Origin of the sequence: Caldisalinibacter kiritimatiensis (assembly GCF_000387765.1) — a bacterium.
Lineage (GTDB): Bacteria > Bacillota > Clostridia > Tissierellales > Caldisalinibacteraceae > Caldisalinibacter > Caldisalinibacter kiritimatiensis.
The window spans coordinates 15,557-31,385 of record NZ_ARZA01000236.1 but is presented as its reverse complement, the minus strand read 5'-3'; the positions used below and the strand labels follow the sequence as shown (position 1 = coordinate 31,385).

Annotated in this window: 16 protein-coding genes; all 16 read left to right on the top strand. The window is 29.9% G+C overall.

Annotated features, from left to right (window positions below; all coding sequences use genetic code 11):
- Positions 1–13 precede the first annotated feature (13 nt).
- The 16 genes from mreC to obgE all read left to right on the top strand — a co-directional run bounded on the left by mreC (position 14) and on the right by obgE (position 15,819).
- On the top strand, positions 14–859 hold the full coding sequence (mreC, locus tag L21TH_RS10630; protein ID WP_006315695.1) for a rod shape-determining protein MreC: 846 nt from the start codon (positions 14–16) through the stop codon (positions 857–859).
- Positions 860–873: 14 nt separating this feature from the next.
- A complete protein-coding gene (gene mreD, locus L21TH_RS10625; protein ID WP_006315694.1) occupies positions 874–1,383 on the top strand; it encodes a rod shape-determining protein MreD in 510 nt (169 codons plus the stop codon).
- Positions 1,380–4,733: a penicillin-binding transpeptidase domain-containing protein gene (locus tag L21TH_RS10620; RefSeq protein ID WP_006315693.1), complete on the top strand. Its 3,354-nt coding sequence runs from the start codon at positions 1,380–1,382 to the stop codon at positions 4,731–4,733. Before mreD ends, L21TH_RS10620 begins: the two co-directional genes overlap by 4 nt.
- Positions 4,734–4,832: 99 nt before the next feature.
- Positions 4,833–5,474: a septum site-determining protein MinC gene (gene minC / locus L21TH_RS10615; protein WP_006315692.1), complete on the top strand. Its 642-nt coding sequence runs from the start codon at positions 4,833–4,835 to the stop codon at positions 5,472–5,474.
- Positions 5,475–5,599: 125 nt separating this feature from the next.
- The gene (gene minD, locus L21TH_RS10610; RefSeq protein WP_006315691.1) at positions 5,600–6,394 is read left to right on the top strand and encodes a septum site-determining protein MinD; all 795 of its coding nucleotides are present in this window, start codon (positions 5,600–5,602) and stop codon (positions 6,392–6,394) included.
- 26 nt (positions 6,395–6,420) lie between these two features.
- On the top strand, positions 6,421–6,696 hold the full coding sequence (gene minE, locus L21TH_RS10605; protein ID WP_006315690.1) for a cell division topological specificity factor MinE: 276 nt from the start codon (positions 6,421–6,423) through the stop codon (positions 6,694–6,696).
- Between the two features lie 76 nt (positions 6,697–6,772).
- On the top strand, positions 6,773–7,171 hold the full coding sequence (gene mgsA / locus L21TH_RS10600; RefSeq protein WP_006315689.1) for a methylglyoxal synthase: 399 nt from the start codon (positions 6,773–6,775) through the stop codon (positions 7,169–7,171).
- 257 nt (positions 7,172–7,428) lie between these two features.
- Positions 7,429–8,142 carry a M23 family metallopeptidase gene (locus L21TH_RS10595; protein WP_034429910.1) on the top strand — a complete coding sequence of 238 codons (714 nt, stop codon included), beginning with the start codon at positions 7,429–7,431 and terminating at the stop codon, positions 8,140–8,142.
- A 15-nt stretch (positions 8,143–8,157) separates the two neighbouring features.
- The gene (locus L21TH_RS10590) at positions 8,158–9,036 is read left to right on the top strand and encodes a M50 family metallopeptidase (RefSeq protein ID WP_006315685.1); all 879 of its coding nucleotides are present in this window, start codon (positions 8,158–8,160) and stop codon (positions 9,034–9,036) included.
- Between the two features lie 153 nt (positions 9,037–9,189).
- Positions 9,190–11,031, top strand: a complete 1,842-nt coding sequence (locus L21TH_RS10585) for a TIGR03960 family B12-binding radical SAM protein (protein ID WP_006315683.1) — start codon at positions 9,190–9,192, stop codon at positions 11,029–11,031.
- The gene (locus L21TH_RS10580) at positions 11,031–11,732 is read left to right on the top strand and encodes a TIGR03936 family radical SAM-associated protein (protein WP_006315680.1); all 702 of its coding nucleotides are present in this window, start codon (positions 11,031–11,033) and stop codon (positions 11,730–11,732) included. Before L21TH_RS10585 ends, L21TH_RS10580 begins: the two co-directional genes overlap by 1 nt.
- Positions 11,733–11,777: 45 nt before the next feature.
- Positions 11,778–13,268: an Rne/Rng family ribonuclease gene (locus L21TH_RS10575; protein WP_006315678.1), complete on the top strand. Its 1,491-nt coding sequence runs from the start codon at positions 11,778–11,780 to the stop codon at positions 13,266–13,268.
- Positions 13,269–13,387: 119 nt separating this feature from the next.
- Positions 13,388–13,699 carry a 50S ribosomal protein L21 gene (gene rplU / locus L21TH_RS10570; RefSeq protein WP_006315672.1) on the top strand — a complete coding sequence of 104 codons (312 nt, stop codon included), beginning with the start codon at positions 13,388–13,390 and terminating at the stop codon, positions 13,697–13,699.
- A gap of 9 nt (positions 13,700–13,708) precedes the next feature.
- Positions 13,709–14,050, top strand: coding sequence for a ribosomal-processing cysteine protease Prp (locus tag L21TH_RS10565; RefSeq protein WP_034429909.1), 342 nt, complete (start codon positions 13,709–13,711; stop codon positions 14,048–14,050).
- A 2-nt stretch (positions 14,051–14,052) separates the two neighbouring features.
- Positions 14,053–14,352 carry a 50S ribosomal protein L27 gene (rpmA, locus tag L21TH_RS10560; RefSeq protein ID WP_006315670.1) on the top strand — a complete coding sequence of 100 codons (300 nt, stop codon included), beginning with the start codon at positions 14,053–14,055 and terminating at the stop codon, positions 14,350–14,352.
- A 186-nt stretch (positions 14,353–14,538) separates the two neighbouring features.
- Positions 14,539–15,819, top strand: coding sequence for a GTPase ObgE (obgE, locus tag L21TH_RS10555; protein WP_006315669.1), 1,281 nt, complete (start codon positions 14,539–14,541; stop codon positions 15,817–15,819).
- Positions 15,820–15,829 lie beyond the last annotated feature (10 nt).

Below are 15,829 nucleotides of genomic sequence, written 5' to 3'. Positions count from 1 at the left end.
AGTTGGTGATAAAATGTCAATATTTAAAAAGTATGGCAATAGAATGATAGTAACTGTAGTTACTATCATTCTAATTATTATTATAAGTTTGACATCAAAAGATAGAAATAGTATTACATTTGTTGAAAATAATATAGGGAATGTAGTTACGCCTGTACAGAAATTTGTATATAAAATTGGTAAATCTGTATCTAATACTTTTAATTCAATTGCAAATTTTACTAAGTTAAAAGAGGAAAATGAGCAATTTAAAAAAGAAATAGCAAGACTAAAAAAAATAAATAGAGAAATGGAAGATATTATAGCTAGAGAAGATATTTTACGAAATGAAGCAATTTTAAAGCAGAAGTCACGATATGATTTTATAAAAGCTCAGGTTGTAGGAAAGAATCCAAATAATTGGTTTGATAAATTCACAATTGATAAAGGATTAAAGGATGGCATTAAAAAAGGAGATTCTGTAGTAAAAGCAGTAGTTATAGATGGTGAAGTAGTGGAAGAAGGGCTAGTGGGGCATGTAATAGAAGTAGGAGATAATTGGGCAAAAGTATTACCTATAATAGATGAAGGAAGTAAAGTTAGTTTTAGAGTATTGAGGACCCAAGATGGGGGTATTGTAGAAGGTAGTATTGATGGTGATTTGAGTGGATATTTTTTCGATACTAAAGCCAATGCTATAAAAGGAGACAAGCTTATGACTTCTGGTTTGGGTGGTTTATATGAGGAAGGGCTTTATATAGGAAATATTGTTGAAGTATCTCAGAAAAGTGATGAACTTGTAAAACAAGTTAAAATTAAGCCATCAGTAGATTTTAAGAAAATATACGATGTTTTTGTAATAATTTCAAAAAAAGAATAAAGGAGTTTAGGTAAGTGAGATTTTTTATAATCTTCAGCATAATAATATTAAATTTCATATTTCAGTCAACATTGCTACACTTTTTTGAGTTTTTTGGCGTAGTTCCTAATACAGGCCTGATATTAGTAGTAGTTTTTGGATTATTAACCAATAGAAAAGCTAGTAGTACTATTGGTTTAACTATAGGTTTCTTACAAGATATTATATTTGATAGTGTAATAGGTGTACATGCTTTAATATATTTTTTTATAGGGTATATTTTAGGAGTAACAAATCAAAATTTATTTAGGGAAAACAAATTAATCCCTTTCGTTGTTACTGTCATATCTACCGTAGGATTTCATTTAGCTTATTATCTATGTATGTATTTTTTAGGTATTAATACTACTATAGTACATATCGTTAAAGAAATAGCTTTTGCAGAAGCTGTTTACAATTCAATTATATCTATTTTTATATATAGTAGAATTGCTAAAATTTACAAAAATCCTCAATTGAACTTTGGCAGTAATAGAAGGGGGTGATTATAATAAGTTTAATAAATAAATTGAAGGATAGATATACAATATTATTATTAGCTTCTGTTGTTTTATTTCTAGTTATTTTCTTTAGATTGGCTACTCTAACGATTGTACAAGGTGATGAATATAGAAAAAAGTCTGATATGAGACGATTGAAAAATATAGAAATAACGGCGCCAAGAGGAAATATTTATGATAGATATGGTAGGCTTTTAGCTGGAACTAGGCCGAGTTTTACAGTGCAAATAATGAAAGATGAAATTGATAAAGAGCAATTTAATGATATAGCACTTAGACTTGTTAAATTATTAGAAGAAGAAGGAGAAAGATATGAAGATGATTTTCCAATAGTATTAAATGAAATTAAATTTAAAGATGAAAGCTATTATTATAAATACAGTGAAGAACCTATTGATAAATTTGTAGAGATATTCATAGACAATAATCTAATGTCCGAATTATTAGAGGCTTATTATAAGAGAGAATCATATAAAGAAGAATTTCATTATCTAGTTGGAAGAAAAGCTGTAAACGTACTAGAAAATGAAGGTATAGAAGTTCCTATTAGTATAAAATTAAGTAATGAGAATAAAGTAGTATATTCATATAAAAACGATATAGACATTAATAAATGGAAAAAAGAAAATAATTTTAATCTTAGGATTGGTCCTAAGGATGCGTTAATGAGATTAATTAATAATGATGAAAAAATAGTTAAAAAGATTTTGGGTCATGGAATAGTAAGGAAAAAGGCATATGAACTACTTGAAAATAAAGGTTTAAATACTATATTTAAACTTGAACCATATAGTTTTACTTTTGATAATAATTATAAAGAAATAAAAAGAAGTTTAATTAGTAATCCTGATATTAATGCATTCAATGAAATTACTATAGAAACTTCAGCTAAAGAAGATTTTATAAGTATTGTATTAAATCTGGATATTGTCGTAGATAATCTTTTTAGCAATGAGTTTATAATAAATAAAGAAAATGGTATTGAAAAGAAAATTGTACCTGGAAAAATGTTATTAAATAAATTCAATAAAAATAATATATTTTTACCTATTATATGTGAGGTGAAAGATGGCAAAGTAATTTACGAATATAAAGATGAGACTAGTAAGTTAGCTTTTTTAAGTGATTTTGGTCTACAAAATGAACTTGAAGCAAAAGAAGCTTTAATTGAAATAGGTAAAGCCAAAGGGTTTATAAGTGAAATAATAACTCATGATGATGTAAAAGGATTTGCTCAAAAATTAATGCTTAAAGAGTTAAATCCACGAATATCAATTGCTAAATGGGAATATATGCCACTAATAGATAAAAAAAGCTGGTTAAATAAATCGACACATAAAATACCTGAAGGTAGTAGTGCGCATGAAACATTTAATATATTAAGAAAAAAATATAATATAGATAAAAGTTTGAGTTGTTATGAAGCAAGATATATTTTTTTATTAAAGGATAGGTTAGATAAACAAGGTTATAGAGCGTATCAGCCGGTTAATATTGCATCTGGAATTAAAGATGAAACTGTCGCAAAAATTTCTGAACATAATTTAGATTTACTAGGAGTAAAGGTTGCTGTTGAACCTATGAGATATTATCCAATGGAAAAAACAGCAGCACATATTTTGGGTTATTTAGGTAAAATATCACAAAGATATGAAATAGATAAGTATATTGGAGAACTAGGATATTCACCTAATGATTTAATAGGTAAAACCGGTATTGAAGAAAAGTTTGAAGAATATTTAAATGGAGTAGACGGATTAAAGAAAGTTGAAGTTGATGCATTAGGGAATACGATAAGGGGAATAGATGCGGAAAAGGCTATACCAGGAGATGAATTATATCTTACAATAGATGCTGAGCTACAGCAAGTAGCAGAAAAAGCTCTTAAACACGCATTAGAGGAGATACAAAAAGGTGGGGTATTTAAAAGTAAATGGGGAGATTATAACTATAGAGAAGCCTTCAAAAACGCGACTTCAGGTTCAGTAGTGGCTATAGATGTAAAAACAGGTGAGGTTTTAGCTTTAGCTAATTATCCAGCATATGACCCTAATCTTTTTTCTACTGGTATATCTACAGAGGATTGGGATGAATTATCTATAGATTCAAAGGACCCTTTAGCTCCAAGACCTTTGTACAATATTGCTTTGCAAACTGCTATACAACCTGGTTCTACATTTAAAATGATAACAGCATTAGCAGCATTAGAAAAGGGATTGGACCCTGAAGATAAGTTATTAACAAAAGGGTATATAGATATTGGAAATAAAAGATTTGGATGTTGGATATGGAATAGTTCGAGGGGAACTCATGGTTCTGAAAATCTTTATGATGCCATAAGAGATTCATGTAACTATTATTTTTACACATTGACCCTTAATAAAGATGATAGAAGAACTGGTAAAAACCTAGATGTAAAAGTAGATTTACAAGATATAATAAATGTTGCTAATGAATTTGGACTTAACGATGAAACAGGAATAGAAATAGATATTCCAAGCGAAACATATGGTGGTGTCCCTAATCCTCAAGATAAAATAAATACTACTAAGGTTTATTTAAGAAGATTTTTAACAGCTAACATCGATAACTACATCGTAGATATATCTAAGGATATAGATAAGAATGCAATAATAAATGAAATAGTTAGTTGGGTAGAGTTAAATCAGATTCCATCTAGAATTGAAGTTATAAATAAACTGAACAATTTAGGGTTAGATGCTTTGAAGAAAAATGAAAAAGGTATACCTTTAGCTGATATAATTAAATATAGCTATTTAAATCAAGCTTCATGGAAAGACGCTGACAATCTTAATGTAGCTATAGGACAAGGTGCAAATAGATATACACCTATTCAGATGGCTAATTATATAGCTACTCTTGCGAATAGCGGAGTCAGAAATAAAGTAAGTGTTGTGAAAAAGATTCAAAAATATGATGGGAGAGAGTCAACTTATAACATTGAGAGAAGTCAGGAAAAAGTATCAATAAAAAGAGAAAATATTGATATTGTAAAGAAAGGTATGCTGGAGGTAACTAAACCAGGAGGAACAGCATATTCTCACTTTAGAAATTTTCCTGTGGATGTAGGTGCCAAAACAGGTACAGCTCAAAAGGATGGAATAAACCCAGTTACTGGAGAAGAATATGATAATTATGCATGGTTTGTTGCATTTGCACCTTATGATGACCCACAGATAGCAGTTGCTACAGTAATTTTTCAAGGTGGGCATGGAGGATATGCAGCACCTGTAGCTAAAGAAATCATTGCTCAATATTTAGGGCTAAATAATAATTCAAAAGAAATTACATTTAAAAATAAAATGGTGAGATAGTACCTGCTTACCATTTTATTTTTTTCTATTTAATAAGAAGGAATTATAAAAAATTTGAAGAATAAATACATAACAGCATTTACAACTGGAGGTTGTCAAATGAATGGAAACTTAGTAACTTTTAAAGGAAATAAAGATGGAATATACATACATATAAAAGAAGGAAATTTTAAAGCAATTAAAGAGCAGTTAGATAAAAAACTAAAGAATGCTGGTTCTTTTTTTAGTGGAGGTAAAGTTATAAATTTTAAAGGAAAAAAACTGACTAATAAAGAGAAAGAAGAATTAGAACATATAATAAGCGAAAAATATGGTATTGATATTGAGAAAGAGAATAACAATTTTAGCAGTGAAAAAATTGATAAAAGTAATAAAGATATGAACTTTTTTCAGGGCATAAACGAAGGAAAGACTAAGTTTATAAGAGCTACTATACGTTCTGGCCAAGAGATAAATTATGAAGGCAATATAGTAATATTAGGAGACATAAATCCAGGTGGGGTTGTTATAGCAAAAGGAAACATAGTAGTCTTAGGAGCATTAAGAGGAGTTGCCATAGCAGGTAGCGATGGCAATAAAGAGGCAATAGTAGCAGCATTTAATTTACAACCAACACAGTTAAAGATAGGAGACATATTGTCTAGAAGCCCAGATGAGGATGAGGTTTCTTTCAGGAGGCCAGAAATAGCATATATAAGGGATGATTCAATAATAGTTGAACCCTATTTACCTAAGAAGTGAGATTTTTCTAGGGGGATGATAATTTGTAAAGTATAATTGATAACCTTAGGAAGATAACAATAAATTACTTATTTGATTAAAAATTATATAAAACCATAGAAAATATAAGTCAGGAGGATGAAGATATGGGAGAAGTAATAGTTGTTACATCAGGAAAAGGTGGAGTTGGTAAAACTACTACTACTGCAAATATTGGAACAGGGCTAGCAATGTTGGACAAGAAAGTTGTTGTTGTAGATGCAGATATTGGTTTAAGAAATTTAGATGTTGTTTTAGGGCTTGAAAATAGGATTGTATATGACATTGTAGATGTAGTAGAAAAAGTTTGTAGGTTAAAGCAAGGATTAATAAGAGATAAAAGATATGAGGGACTATACTTACTTCCTGCAGCGCAGACAAAAGATAAAACTGCTGTTACACCAGAACAGATGCAGGAATTAAGTGACGAATTAAAGGAGATTTTCGATTACGTTATTATAGATTGTCCTGCTGGTATTGAACAAGGATTCCAAAACGCTATAGCGGGGGCGGATAAAGCTATAGTGGTTACTACACCAGAGATATCAGCAGTTAGAGATGCAGATAGAATAATTGGTTTACTTGAGGCTAAGGGGTTATATGAACCTCAACTTGTAATAAATAGAATTAGACAAGATATGGTACAAAAGGGAGATATGATGAATATAGATGATATGATAGATATTTTAGCTATTGAATTACTAGGAATAGTACCAGATGATGAATCCATAGTAATTTCAACTAATAGAGGAGAACCTGTTGTTACTGATGAGAAAGCAATGGCTGGAAAAGCCTTTAGAAATATATCTAGGAGATTGGTTGGAGAAGAAGTACCATTATTAAACCTACATGTTGAAGAGGGTATGATGTCTAAACTTAAGAAAATATTTTTCGGAAAATAGCTACAAAGGAAGGAGTTGAGTTGGGTTTGTTTAAGATTTTTAATAAAAATGATAATAGTAAAGAGGTAGCTAAGGAACGATTAAAACTTGTATTAATTCATGATAGAGCGCATGTTTCACCAAAGTTTTTAGATATGGTTAAAGGAGATATTATTAGGGTTATATCAGATTATATGGAGATAGATGAAGAAGGATTAGATGTTAAGTTAACAAGAACTAAAAGAGAAAGTGACGACACACCAATACCAGCATTAGTTGCTAATATTCCTATATTAAAAATGAAGGATAGAGCATTAAAATAAATTAGTTTCCATTTACATAAAAGCTTTGTAATAAACACTATTATTTTATTGTTATGACTATAATAGGGGGCTCAATATGAATATAGCTTTAATTGCTCATGATAAGAAGAAAAAAATTATGATTAATTTTGCAATAGCTTATAAAGAGATTTTGAAGAAGCATAATTTGTATGCTACAGGTACAACAGGAAAAAGAATTAATGAAGCAACGGGATTAGATGTGCATAGATTTCTATCAGGACCTTTAGGAGGAGACCAGCAGATAGGTGCAATGATAGCTGACAATAAGATTGATTTAGTAATTTTTATGAGAGACCCTTTAACAGCTCAACCTCATGAACCCGATGTATTAGCGCTTATGAGATTGTGTGACGTACATGGTGTACCTTTAGCTACTAATATTGGCACAGCAGAAGTATTGATTAAAGCATTAGAAAGAGGAGATATAGACTGGAGAAAAGTAGTAAAAGAATAATGTGATGAATAGTTGGTGAGTTTAATAAATGGGAAGGGTTAAAATGTAACGGAGGCTGAACCTCCGTTTTTTTATTTTTTGTACGCTATTAATTATAAATACTTTAGTTAATATCTAGTAATAAAAAGTGATTAGATAAAAGTGAGCGACGTTAGTCGATTTTTCATTATAAGCAACAATAAATTAAGCAGTAAAACAGTAATAAAAGGAGGTAAGTCTAAATATTTATATAATAAAACACTAAATGGGGGATTAAATTGAGAAGAAATACTTTTTTAAAAATAATACCTCGCAGATATAATGTAACTAGTAATAGAAAAGTTAAGAATAAGAATTTTTATAGAAACCAACTAAAAAAAGTTGTAATAAGTATAATTATAATTTTAATCATACTACTTATTAAAATGATTGATACAGATGTTACTAATGAGGCTATAAGATTAGTGGATAAAGCAGTAAATAAAAGTACAGATATTAGAGAAGATAGTAAGAAAGTTTATGAATTTGTGAAAAGTAAGGTTAAACTGTCTGATAAAATTACATTTGTTTTTAACAATCAAAATATAAATAGTGAAGGTTATATAGCTCCAGTAAAAGGTATTGTTTATAGAGAATTTGGGGAAGAAACCAAGAGAAATGGTGTGAAAATATTTTATAAGGGTGTAGACATTCTAACAAGAGACACGAAAGTTAAGTCATTAGGGGATGGATTGGTAATTAAAGCTGGTGAAAATGGAATGTTAGGTAAATATGTAGAAATAGAGTATGGTGAATTTAAAGCTGTGTATGGGAAGTTAAATAAAATAGATGCTGAAGTTGGAAAAGAAATTAGAAAAGGAGAAATAATAGGTAGATTTAATAGAACATATAATCAAAAGAAATTATTGCATCTTGAAATATGGAAAGATGATACTCCTATAGACCCTCTAGAGGTTATACATTTATCTGTAAACAATGCAGAATTTAGGTGATAGGGATGTGCTGTAATGACGATTCTAAATTTAAAAAATGTAAAGTTTAAGATAAATGTGTTTTTATTAGTAATTTTAGGAATATATATTTATTTTGGATATTTAACAGAAATAACCGTAATTATTTTAACAGTAACTATGCATGAGATTTCCCATGTATTAGCTGCTAATAAGTTGGATGTAAAGGTTAAAGAATTTGAAATTTTTCCATTTGGTGGAGTTGCAAAATTAGACAGTATAATAGGTCCAGACCCTAATATAGAGATAAAGGTTGCATTGGTTGGTCCTATGGTTAATTTTTTGTTAGCTCTGATATTCATGTTAATCAATCATTTTTTAAGTATTGAGTTTATAGAATTGCTACTGAAATGTAATTTTTATATGGGGGTATTTAATTTGCTTCCTATTTTACCTCTAGATGGAGGAAGAATATTAAGAGGAGTTTTATCATATGTATTGGGATTTAGAAAAGCTACAAGAATTTTAACTTATATAGCTTATGGCTTTTCAGTATTGTTTATAATTTTAGGTACTTACATATATAGTATTAAAGAAAATGGATTGTATATAATCCTAATAGCTATATTTCTTTTTATTGCTGCCAATAAAGAAAAAAGAATGGCAGCTTTTATTTTCATTAAAGAAGTTACTGAAAAAAAGCAGCAACTATTAAAAAAAAGAGTTATGAAAACTCAACATTTGATAGTTTTTAAATCTGCACCAGTGAATTTAGTTTTGAAGAACTTTCTGCCTAAAAAATTCCATATTATAATCATTATTGATGATAATGGAAATATAATTGGGACAATTAATGAAATAGATTTACTTAATGGTGCTATTGAATATGGTATTGACATAAAAATAGAAAATCTACTAATAAAAAAGAAAAAATGATAAAATAGTAGTTGAAAAAATAAAATACTAATTAATTGACTATTTTAAGATTATAATATAGAATTAGAGGGATGTATTGATATAATAACATATAAAATAAATTAGTTATAAAATTGATATTAAAAAAACTAAAGATAGTTAAGGGTGATGAAAATGATAAGCAGAGAAGTTTTAGATAAAGTACTTATGAAAGTAGAAAAGCCAGCTAGATATATTGGTAATGAACAAAATATAATAGAGAAAGACCTAGACAATGTAAAAGTTAGATTTGCTTTTGCCTTTCCAGATGTATATGAGGTGGGAATGTCTCATTTAGGATTACATATTTTATATAATCTTCTAAATGAGGAAGAAGAAATTTATTGTGAAAGAGTATTTGCTCCTTGGGTAGATATGGAAGAACAGATGAAAAAGAATAACATTCCTCTTTATGCATTAGAAAGTAAAGACCCATTGAAAGAGTTTGATTTTATTGGTTTTACCCTACAATATGAAATGAGTTATACAAATGTATTAAATATGCTGCATTTAGCTGATATACCACTATTAGCAAAGGAAAGAGGAGAAGATGACCCAATAATAATAGCAGGTGGTCCTTGTTCATACAATCCAGAACCTTTAGCTGATTTTGTAGATGTTTTTGTTATAGGTGAAGGTGAGGAGCTTACCTTAGAAATTTTAAATGTATACAAACAAATGAAGGAAGAAGGTAAGAATAAAGCTGATTTCTTAAAAGAAATAACTAAATTACAAGGTGTTTACGTTCCTGCTTTTTACGAAGTAAAGTACAATGAAGACGGGACTATTAAGAGTATGGAGCCTAAGGACGACTCATATCCTAGAAAGATTAAGAAGAGAATAATTAAGGATTTAAACGAAACATATTTCCCAGAAAAAGTTATAGTACCTTATATAGAAACTGTTCATGATAGAGTCATGTTAGAAATATTTAGAGGATGTACAAGGGGATGTAGATTTTGTCAAGCAGGTATGATTTATAGACCTGTAAGGGAAAGAAAAGTAGAAAACTTAGTAGATTTAGCAAGAAAACTTATTCGTGCAACAGGTCATGAAGAAATTTCACTTTCATCTTTAAGTACAAGTGATTACTCACAACTAGAAGAATTAGTAATAAAGTTACTTGATGAATTTGAAGATAAAAAGATAGGTTTATCATTACCATCATTAAGACTAGATTCTTTCTCATTGGATATTGTAGAAAGGATACAAAAAGTTAGAAAGACAGGGCTTACATTTGCTCCAGAAGCAGGTACTCAAAGACTTAGGGACGTTATAAATAAAGGTATTACAGAAGAGGATTTAATTAGCTCTGTTACAGATGCATTTGGTTTAGGATGGTCTACTGTAAAACTTTATTTTATGCTTGGATTACCAACAGAAACTGAAGAAGATATTTTAGGAATCAAAGAATTAGCCTATAAAGTAAAAAATATATTCTTTAAAATCCCTAAAAATGAGAGAAAAGGTAATCTAAAAATTACAGTAAGTACGTCATGCTTTGTACCAAAGCCTTTTACACCATTTCAATGGTATCCACAAGATAGTATTGATACATTTAGAGAAAAAATAAATATATTAAAGGATAACATCAAAGATAGAAAAATAACTTATAATCATCATGACCCTGAACTTAGCTTCTTAGAAGCAGTATTTGCCAGAGGGGATAGAAGACTTTCAAAAGCTTTATTAAGGGCATGGGAAAAAGGGTGTAAATTTGATGGTTGGTCAGATATGTTTAAGTACGATAGATGGATGGAAGCATTTGAAGAAACTGAAATTAATCCAGATTTTTACGCATTAAGAGAAAGAAGCTATTATGAAATTCTTCCTTGGGATTTTATTGATGTAGGAGTATCAAAGCAGTACTTAATGAGAGAAAATGAAAAAGCTATGAATGGTGAACTTACACCAGATTGCAGACAAGGATGTACTGGTTGTGGAATAAATAAAGCTTTTACAGGTGGTGTATGCTAATGATAAAAATAAGAGCTAAGTTTAAAAAGGAAAAGGATATGAAATATATTTCTCACTTAGATTTAATGCGAATGTTACAAAGAGCATTTAGAAGAGCAGATATTCCAATTAAATATAGTGAAGGATATAATCCACATCCTAAGATCTCACTTGCATCAGCTTTATCTTTAGGGATATCTAGCACAGGTGAATATATGGATATTGAAATGGAAAAAAAGATTAATGTAGATGATTTTATAAAAAAGTTAAATAATGTATTACCTGAGGGAGTAGAAATTATAAAAGCAGAGTATGTTAATAATAAAAAATCATTAGTTTCCGAAATAAGTTGGGCTATGTATGCTATAGAGTTTGAATTATACGAAGGAATTACTAAGGAAGATGTTGAAGATAATATAAAAGGGTTTTTAGAAAAAGCTCAAATAATTCTAAAGAAGAAAAAGAAAAAGAGAGGAAGAATAGTTAATAGAGAAGTTAATGTTAGAGAATTTATAAAAGATATATCTATTTTAATGTTTGAAGATGATAGAATAGTTCTAAAAACAAATTTAAAAACAGGTAGTAGAGGAAACCTAAAGCCACAAGATTTAATAAAATTACTTAAGAAATATACTGATATAAGTATAGTTGAAGATAGTATCAAGATACATAGATTAGAATTGTTCGTTGATAGTGAGAAAGGTATAGCAACACCTTTATAATCGTTGTTTCATTTGGAAAATATTTTGGATTTCGGGAGAGGTTTTATGAATCAAATTATTATAGATTGTGGTCTTAATCAGGATAGGGCAGCTATCCTTGAAAACAATGATTTGGTAGAACTTTATATAGAAGAAGATAAAAACAAAAGAATATTAGGTAATATATATAAAGGTAGGGTAGTAAATGTATTACAAGGGATGCAAGCGGCCTTTGTTGATATAGGTCTAGAAAAGAATGCATTTCTTTATGTAAAAGATGCTATACCTAAGGACATGCTACTAAATAAAGATGTAGATTTAAAGGATATATCAATAAGAGATGTAGTAAAGTCAGGGCAGGAGCTCGTGGTACAAGTAATAAAAGAGCCGATTGGAACCAAAGGGGCTAGGATTACTACTCACATAACGTTGCCTGGAAGATATTTAGTGCTTATGCCTTATACTGATTATATTGGAATATCACGTAGAATAGAGGATAAGGAAGAAAGAGATAGATTAAAAAAATTAGCTGATGAAATAAAACCTGATGATATGGGTATTATATTAAGAACAGCTGCCAATGGAGTAGAATTAAATGATTTAAAAGAAGACTTAAAATTTTTAGTTAAAATATTTACCAAGATAGATAGAGATAAGAATCTAGGTTTTGCACCTCGGGTAATATATAAAGATATGGACTTAGTTCACAGAACTGTTAGAGATTTATTTACCGATGGAATACATAAGCTAATAATAAATGATAAAGAGAAATACGATAGCATTGTGGACCTCGTAGAACTTATTTCGCCCCATCTTAAGTCAAGGGTTGAGTATTTTGATAGCAGCTATGATGTGTTTAGTTATTTTGGTATTGATTCAATGATAAAAAAGGCTCTAGAGAGGAAAGTGTGGCTTAAAAGCGGAGGATATATAGTAATAGATAATACGGAAGCCCTGACCTCAATAGATGTAAATACGGGTAAGTATGTAGGAAGCATTGATTTAGAGGATACTGTATTTAAGACAAATATTGAAGCAGCTAAAGAAATAGCAAAACAACTAAGGTTAAGAAATATTGGAGGTATTATAATTATAGATTTCATTGATATGAATGAAGAAGAGGATGTAAAAGCAGTATTAGAGTGTTTAGAGAAAGAACTAAAAAAAGATAGAACAAAGACAACTGTACTAGGAATAACTAAATTAGGACTTGTAGAAATGACAAGAAAAAAAGCTAGAAGCAGATTATCATCTAAAATACAAGCTAAATGTCCTCACTGTGATGGAACAGGAAAAGTATATTCAGAACATTATATTATAAAATCTATTGAGAAAGAAGTAAAAAGGATTAAAGTCCATACTAATGCTGAAGCTGTTATATTTGAAATTAATAAATTTCATTATGATAAAATTGTAAATAATAACAAATCATATATTGATCAACTTGAAGAAAAATATGGTATTAAAGTATTTTTAACTTCGAGCATAGATATTGATATAAACGACTTAAAAGTAAAGAGTATGGGAAAACTAGAATATATAAAAAATATATTATAATTTATTGACAAACAGAAACATATTTGATAGAATTTATTTTTGTAAGTAGCCGCACAATGTGGGTTTAAAACTTTGTTACCTAACATTGGCGAGACTGGATAGAGGAGGTGTATCAGACAATGTATGCTGTAGTTGAAACAGGTGGAAAACAATACAGAGTTCAAGAAGGAGATGTAATCTTCGTAGAAAAGTTAAATGGAAGTGAAGGTGACGATGTTAAGTTTGATAAAGTTCTTTTAGTTTCAGAAGAAGGTGACATCAAAGTAGGAAGTCCATACGTAGAAGGTGCTTCTGTAGAAGGTAAAATACTTGAGCAAGGAAAAGCAAGAAAAATCATTGTGTTCAAGTATAAGCCTAAGAAGGGTTATAGAAAAAAACAAGGACATCGTCAACCATATACAAAAATTCAAATTGAAAAAATTACTGGATAGTGCTTAAATATGACTACAATAAAGATTTTACAAAATGAGAGTGGAAGTATAGTAGGCTATACTGTTAACGGGCACACTGGATATGCTGAGGCGGGGAAAGATATTGTATGTGCTTCTATATCTACCCTGACTCAGACGACGCTTATAGCATTGAATAAAGTGTGCGGAGTGAAAGAGGAAAAGCTCCAATATACTGTAAAAGATGGGTACTTAAAAGTAAGTATTTCTGAAGATATAAACGAGCAACAAAGAAAAAAAGTATCAGTTGTTTTAGAAACGATGATAGTAGGTATAGAGGCATTGTTAGAAGATTACTCAGAATATTTAACTCTCGAGTACGGGGAGGTGTAAGAATGATTAAGTTAAATTTACAGCTGTTCGCTCATAAAAAAGGAGTAGGTAGTTCAAAAAACGGTCGTGACAGTGAATCTAAAAGACTAGGAGTAAAAAAAGCAGACGGTCAATTAGTTACAGCTGGTAATATCATAGTAAGACAAAGAGGAACTAAAATACACCCAGGAAACAATGTAGGTAGGGGTGGAGACGATACGCTATTTGCTAAAATAGATGGTATCGTTAAATTCGAGAGAAAAGGTAAGAAGAGAAAACAAGTTAGTGTATATCCAGTAGAAGCTTTATCAAAAGCAGAGTAAAACCTACCATATTTCGGTAGGTTTTTTTTATTGATAAAATATTGCTAATACATTTAAAATTAACACATAATAACTATTAAAATTTTGGAATAATAATATTAAAATAGTTGACACTTTTAGTACAATTGGTATAATTAAATTACTAATATAACAAGTATCAACAAAATTACATAAAGGATGGTATCTATGTTTATAGATGTAGCAAAGATATACGTCAAAGGTGGAAAAGGCGGAGACGGTGCAGTAGCATTTAGAAGAGAAAAGTACGAACCATCAGGTGGACCAGCTGGTGGTGATGGTGGTCATGGTGGTAGCGTAATACTTAAAGTAGATGAAGGTATAAAAACATTAATGGATTTTAGATATAAGAAACACTATAAAGCAGAAAATGGAGAGAATGGAAAATCAAAAAATCAATATGGGAAAAAAGGTAAGGATTTGATACTTAGGGTACCGCCTGGAACTTTAGTTAAAGATGCAGATACCGAGGTAATATTAGCAGATCTTACTGAAAAGGAGCAAGAATTTATTGTCGCAAAAGGAGGTAGAGGTGGTAAAGGTAATTCGAAATTTGCCACAGCTACACGACAAGCACCAAGATTTGCTGAAGCGGGTGAAAAAGGTGAAGAAAGATGGATTATATTAGAATTAAAGCTCTTAGCAGATGTGGGGCTTGTAGGATTTCCTAATGTGGGAAAATCTACTTTATTATCTTCAGTAACTAGTGCAAAGCCTAAAATTGCAAATTATCACTTTACTACTTTAAAACCTAATTTAGGTGTTGTAGAGCTAGGAGACGGACAAAGTTATGTTATAGCAGATATACCAGGGTTGATTGAAGGAGCACATGCAGGAGTTGGACTTGGACATGAGTTTTTACGACACGTTGAAAGAACTAGGCTTTTATTGCATGTTATAGATGTTTCGGGTATAGAGGGAAGAGACCCAGTCGAAGATTTCCATAAAATAAATGAAGAAATTAAACAATATAATTCTAAATTAGCAGAAAGACCCCAGATAATTGTTGCGAATAAAATGGATTTACCGACTTCACAAGAAGGTTTAAATAAATTAAAAGAAGAATTAGGAAACGAATATGAAATACATGAGATATCAGCTGCTACAGGCAAAGGACTAGATGAGTTGAAATATATTGTATGGAATAAGCTTGATGAATTAGGAGAACCAGAGCCATTAATTGAAGAAAGCGAAGAAATCAAAGTTTATGAACATAAAAATAAAGATAGACAGGAGGTAATAATTAGGAAGGAAGGCGATAAGTTTATCGTCGAGGGATATCCTATTGAGAAACTTATTAATTCAACTAATTTTGAAGACTTAGACTCCTTTAGATATTTCCAAAAGGTTATTAGGAAACGTGGCATAGTTGAAGAACTTAAAAAACTAGGGGTTCAAGATGGAGATATAGTGAATATGTGTGGTTTTGAATTTGAATTCTTAGACTAATAAAACATTA